The organism is Bdellovibrio sp., assembly GCF_047637665.1.
Classification (GTDB): Bacteria; Bdellovibrionota; Bdellovibrionia; order Bdellovibrionales; family Bdellovibrionaceae; genus Bdellovibrio.
On record NZ_JBLJBT010000004.1, the window covers coordinates 1 to 5,639 of the forward strand.

Genomic DNA, 5,639 nt, shown 5'->3' on the forward strand with positions numbered 1-5,639 from the left:
CGAATCTTATTACGAAGTGGGATCTTTCTTCTTCAAAAGGACCCATCGTTGTTCGCATCTCTTCTGCGGTGCCCGTGGATTATGTTGAGGCCGTGAAAGAGGGCGCTCTTTATTGGAATAAGGTCTTCGGAAAAGAAGTTATCGTCACTAAAACCGGCGTTGATCCTCAGGCGGGGCCGGAAGATCGCAGTATCTTTATCCGGTGGATTCCTTGGTTGGATTCGGGTGCCGCCTATGCCATTGGTCAGTCAGATCCTTTGACCGGGGAGCTTTTAAGAGCCCAAGTGTTTATGCCGTCGGTGTTCACTCGCGTCGGTTCTGCGGATCTTGTCGGTCTTAATGGGAATATTCCCGTCGCAGCGGGAGCTGTCGCCTGTGATCTGACGCAAAGTCTGCTCGCGGTGAATAAGATTGCCCGTGAAGCCAGTGATTCTCAGCGATTGCGTTTGGCGCAAGACAGTGTTCGTTCGACCGTGGCTCACGAATTGGGTCATGCCTTGGGACTTCGTCATAACTTTGCAGGATCTTTCTCGGTTAAAGCGTCCGCAAAAGATGTTTATGAATCGGCGAAGACGTATTTGAAAGACTTGGCTCATCAGGGGCTTGAGACTTCAACCTCGATCATGGATTATGTGAGCGGCATTGATAATATTTTGATGTCGGCAAAAATCAAATATGCGCCCTTGTCCTACGATAAGATGGCGATGGATTGGGCTTACTCTTCAAACGACACGGCGTTGGATGAAAAGATCTCTAGATATTGCACTGACGATGATATCGCTTTGGCAAACAGTCAGGGATTGCAAGTTTACGGTTGTGAGCGTTTTGATGCCGGCAATAACCCTCTTTTAAGAAAATATTTGGATGCCAAAGACGAGCAACAAAACTTTGTGAAGATCCTCTTTGCCTCTATCATTGGTCGAACTTACCCCGGGGATCAGCCAGAGGTTGTGAACAGCTTGGATTCTGTTTTGGCCGAAACCGTCAAATGGGGCAAGGTCAATCAGGATGATCTCAAGTTTGTCGGTCAAGCTTTGATGGATACAACAAAGAATTCGACACCGGCGCCGAGTTTTGCATCTTTGGAAAGCGTCAAGTCCGGCCAGGTGCTTTATTCTAAGTTCGGTATGGATGAGGCCTTGACCAAAGAGCGCGCTCGCTCTTTAGCGGCGGCTGGGGGTTATGCATTGATCTTGAACGATCTGTGGAGAAATGCGGATGGGACCATTGCGGTTGATTGGTTGAATCGTCAGATTGAAGACTTAAGAACAAGTTCCTATCTTGCAAAAGGGAAGACCTTGGCGGGGCGAGAATACAATTTGACCGCAGAACAACAGGGTAAGATTTTGAGTTTCTACCAAAGTCTTTTGCCCGGAAATAGAAAGGCCTTGGCGGCGGGCCTCACGACTTTGTTACCGCGAATTGAAGAGACAGAACAGGCGGACAATGGTGCGGCTGTTGTAGTAAGCGCCCTTCTGCCTAAAAATTTAATTTCAGAAGATGAGGCTGTTTCCTTAGCAAACCTCTACTTGGATTTGGTTGCCGCCAATGAAGGCGAAGAAGTTGTGAAGGTCGGGGCAGGTCTCACCAAAGAAGTGAAAGTGGCGAAGGTTTTCCTGACGGCAGAAGAAAGAGCAAAGTGGTCGAAGCTTCTTTCTTCAAAAGGGCTTCGCTTTGATATGGATGGTAAAAAGGCGTTGGTTCGTAAGTCTCAATATGAGAAAGTGAACGCCTTCTTAAAGGAAATCGATCCGCAGTTGGATTTGAGCACGGTGAAGAAACCCGCAGAATTAGCCACTCAGCTTCTGCAGCAAGGCCTTGTGGACGCGAAAGCAGCGGGTTGGTTGAACTCGGAAGTTGCTGTTCTTCAGGGGTTGGATAAGCTTTTGTAGATTTCCTAGACATCTGAGTACATAAATCGTCCTTTGTGAAAAAGTCGTTTCAGGTTGAAACGACTTTTTTGTTTTTAAAGCAATAGGTTCGGTTTCCAGTTGGTCTGGCTCTTGCCTTATAGGTTGGCAGGAGGCACTTATGAATCAATCTTTCTTTAACAAATCAGCGATGGGGATCCTTGTACTAATGGCTCTGTCTTTGTCCGCTTGCGGTAAGAAGGATGATGGAAGTGCCGTTCGCGTCGCAGGCCGAGGAAATACTGTCGCAACAAACAGTGTGGTTCCGAATAACTGCGGAAACACGGCGATGAACTGGGGTAAGATCTATGATCCTTACGCTTCGGCGCAGTTTGAAAATCAAGTGAAGAGTTTTGTATCAGCGACTTTAGACCCCCAAAGCTTGGGAACGATCAGCGGTAATATCAATGATAAAACCGGAATCGATTTCAGAGGAACTTTTCAGTTTGACAGCCAAGGGAAGCTTGTCACCACGGCTTCTTCTGTGACTATTAAGATCTTCGACTCTTATGTGAATCAGGTTTATAATGGTCAGACCATTCAACCCTACGTTGTAGAGTTCACAGCGGCTGCAGAGGGAATGATTAATCGTACTACGCGTCAATTTCAGGTTCGCTTTAAAGACAGTTACGGCGAGATCGTGTTCCAGGGTCAGGTTAATAACTCGACTGTAGAGGGCACTGTCTACTATCAAAACTACACGGCTGTTGCGGGCTATCAGGCAACAAGTGGAACTTTAGGAAGCTTTAAAGCCTACACTTGCTCTTTGATTAAATAAGCGCCGCGTCTTGCTTCGACCCCTATCGAGTTTGAAGATAGGGGTTATGCCTCAACGTTTCATCTTTGACTCTTCTATTCTTAATTCAGTTGTTGGGGGGCATTCGGCTATCGAAATCCCCAAATTGAACATTCATTCTCTTGAGGCGGCCTCCTCATTTCTTTTAAGTTACGGATTTGACGTCAATAAAGAAAGCGATCTTGAAAAGCTTTGGTACTATCACCGTCGCGCTTTGGTGTTGATGGTGGAAAAGCTGGGGTTTGAGGACGCAGATTTGCCTGAGGTCTTTCGCGACCACAAACAGTTAGGTGATTTGCGCCGACTTCTTATTTACGCCAGCTCCTCGGATCCCGAAGAACAGAATCTGCAGCGCTGGGCCTGCGCGATCATTCGCTGCATGCATGTTTTTGTTCACGCTGAAAATGATCTTTTCAGTTCTTTTTCAGAAGAGATTCAGTCCCAGATCTTAACACCTTTTCAAGATTGCATCTTGCATGATGGCACGACTCATCGAACCTTTTTAAAAAGTCCCATAGACCAGTTGGATCCGATCGAGCTTTTGGGGTTTGAGGTCAAGCCGTTTAAAACATCCTCTAGCACGGTGATTAAGCTTTTAGCAAAACCCGATGCTTTGGCCATGAAGATCTTTGATAAGCTGGGTGTGCGTTTTATCACGCGCAACCTGTTTGATACTTTTCAAGTGGTTCGTTTTTTAATTCGTGAAAATGTGATCAGCTTTCCTCATATTATGCCGGATCAAAGTTCTAATAACTTGTATCCGGTAGATCTGTTCATGCAGGTTTGTGATGATCTTTCCCATCGTTTGGATACTTTGGATGAAAAAAGCATTCAGGCGGCTTTTGATCAAAAGTTGGCAGAGCAGGGGGAGAACGTGAAGTTCTTGCGTAAAGAGAACTTCTTTTCCGGAGAAGACTACCGTTTTATTAAATTTATCTCTCGTAAGTTAATCCATGTGCGTCCTCCGGGAGGAAAAGAGGATTTCAGTTTCTTCTATCCTTTCGAGGTTCAGATCATGGATCAGTCGGCGCACCAAAAGATTTTGTCGGGGCCTTCTGAACATCAGGCTTATAAAGAAAGACAAAGGAACGCCGCCCGCAAGCGTTTGTTCCCAGAGTTGAGTTAATATGCTTTTGAAATTGCTTTCGTACCCTCGTTCATTATTGGCTTTAATTGTTTTTCCCATTCACACGATGTTTTGTTCGTTGGCGATGATCGTCGTGAATCTCACGATGAAAAATCGTCCATTGGAAGACAAGATCGTGGTCTTTTGGACCAGCAACGCCTGCCGAATGTTCGGAGTCAAAGTGCAGGTCCAAGGCTTAGAGAATCGTCCCGCCGGAGGATTTTTGTATGTCTTTAACCACACAAGTTTTTTTGATATCTTTGCGATGAACGGGTATTTGGGAAGCTTTCGTTTTGGAGCTAAGATTGAGCTTTTTAAAATTCCCGTATTCGGGCCGGCGATGAGACGCGCGGGGATTTTGCCGATTGCTCGCGATCGACGAGAAGAGGTCTTTAAGGTGTATCGCGAGTCTGAGGCTCGCATCAAAGCGGGGGAACGTTTTGCTCTAGCCCCCGAGGGAACTCGTCAAAAGACAGAGCGATTAGGGCCGTTTAAATCGGGACCCTTTATCTTTGCTATCAATGCGCACGCGCCGATTGTTCCGGTAGTGATTAAAGGGGCTGCGGCGATCCTGCCTAAAGGGCATATTATTCCAAACTGGGGAGTGTGGAGTCGTACCGTGACCTTGCACGTACTGCCGCCGGTGGACCCCTCAGAGTACACGATTGAAACCCGCCCCCAGCTTCAGGAGCGGGTTCGTAGCATGATGGCGCCGTATCTTGAGCAAGAAGCTCACTCTAAGTCCTTGTAAAGACAAAGAAATTTGCAGCTGTTGACATTGTATATACAAGTATATACAATATGAAAATGCTCTTATATGAAATTGTTGATGCTTTTAAGGACGCGAAACTCAAATATGCCGTTGTTGGCGGATATGCTCTTGCTTTGCATGGGCTGGTGCGTGCAACCATGGATGTTGATTTTGTATTAAGCCTTACTCAGAAGGACTTTGAGCTTGCTGAAAAGACCCTTGGGAAGATCGGCTTGCAATCTCGTCTTCCCGTGCGAGCTCAAGACATTATTAAAATGCGCAAAGAGTATATTACAGAGAGAAATTTGATAGCCTGGTCTTTCGTTGATTATAGAAATCCCTCTAGACAGGTAGACATTCTAATCACAAAAAATCTTTCTGAAATGGATATTGAAAAGATATCAGTCGCGGGAAGAAAGATTTCCGTTGTAACGCTTCAAGAGTTATTAAAGATGAAACAAGAGTCCGGACGCCCTCAAGATCTTATTGATATTGAAAATATACAGGCGAAGCTCAATGAGAAAAAATAGACGATCTGTTAAAACTAAAAATCCTACAATATCTCCAGAGGAAGCTGTTCAGTTTCTAGAAGATATGCGGTTAATGTCGATGAATGTCGATGAGCCAACAGTTGCAATCAGCTTACGAGTTCCCGGTAATGTTCTAAGAAGTATTAAAGTTAAAGCCGGGTCTAAAGGTAAGAAGTATCAATCGCTGATGATCGAATATCTTCGCAAAGGTCTGCGCGAAGAAAATTGAATCAAGCTTGGGGAATTGAAAGTTTGAGCCGATCTGCGGATGGCAGCTCGTAGTAGGGCGAAATGTAGTTTTGTATACCCGAGCATCTAAAATGCAAAAAAGCAAAATGGGGCAACCCATTTTGCTTTCAAGAAGGAACCTTTCCATAACCAAATGGGAGGTCCCTATGTCGGACATAAATATCCAGCTTCACCGCTGGAGAACTGTTCGTCGTTTTTTGCGATTGGCTAAAGGAGTTCTTAGTCTAGTTTTACTGATCCTTGAGATTCTCAAGAAGATCAAAGATATAGTTCATTA

Annotated in this window: 6 protein-coding genes; all 6 read left to right on the forward strand. The window is 45.4% G+C overall.

Translation table 11 applies throughout. The annotated features are described in order from the left end of the window. The coding region (locus ACM64D_RS00500; RefSeq protein ID WP_415061218.1) for a zinc-dependent metalloprotease at nucleotides 1-1,892 on the forward strand (1,892 nt) is incomplete at its 5' end. 139 nt (nucleotides 1,893-2,031) lie between these two features. Then, nucleotides 2,032-2,688: a hypothetical protein gene (locus ACM64D_RS00505; RefSeq protein WP_415061219.1), complete on the forward strand. Its 657-nt coding sequence runs from the start codon at nucleotides 2,032-2,034 to the stop codon at nucleotides 2,686-2,688. Between the two features lie 46 nt (nucleotides 2,689-2,734). Further along, a complete protein-coding gene (locus ACM64D_RS00510; protein ID WP_415061220.1) occupies nucleotides 2,735-3,832 on the forward strand; it encodes a TIGR04552 family protein in 1,098 nt (365 codons plus the stop codon). Between the two features lies 1 nt (nucleotide 3,833). Next, complete coding sequence (locus ACM64D_RS00515; protein WP_415061221.1) at nucleotides 3,834-4,583, forward strand: lysophospholipid acyltransferase family protein; 750 nt, start codon at nucleotides 3,834-3,836, stop codon at nucleotides 4,581-4,583. Between the two features lie 50 nt (nucleotides 4,584-4,633). Further along, nucleotides 4,634-5,113 (forward strand): nucleotidyl transferase AbiEii/AbiGii toxin family protein, encoded by a 480-nt coding sequence (locus ACM64D_RS00520; protein WP_415061222.1) that lies wholly within the window; start codon nucleotides 4,634-4,636, stop codon nucleotides 5,111-5,113. Next, entirely contained in the window at nucleotides 5,100-5,342 is a 243-nt protein-coding gene (locus ACM64D_RS00525; protein WP_415061223.1) for a CopG family antitoxin, read from the forward strand. The genes ACM64D_RS00520 and ACM64D_RS00525 overlap by 14 nt, the downstream gene beginning before the upstream one ends. The last annotated feature ends 297 nt before the right edge of the window (nucleotides 5,343-5,639 follow it).

Coding starts and splice junctions, on each gene's coding strand:
- ACM64D_RS00505 (WP_415061219.1), top strand. CDS start 2,032: ATGAATCAATCTTTCTTTAACAAATCAGCGATGGGGATCCTTGTACTA.
- ACM64D_RS00510 (WP_415061220.1), top strand. CDS start 2,735: ATGCCTCAACGTTTCATCTTTGACTCTTCTATTCTTAATTCAGTTGTT.
- ACM64D_RS00515 (WP_415061221.1), top strand. CDS start 3,834: ATGCTTTTGAAATTGCTTTCGTACCCTCGTTCATTATTGGCTTTAATT.
- ACM64D_RS00520 (WP_415061222.1), top strand. CDS start 4,634: ATGAAAATGCTCTTATATGAAATTGTTGATGCTTTTAAGGACGCGAAA.
- ACM64D_RS00525 (WP_415061223.1), top strand. CDS start 5,100: ATGAGAAAAAATAGACGATCTGTTAAAACTAAAAATCCTACAATATCT.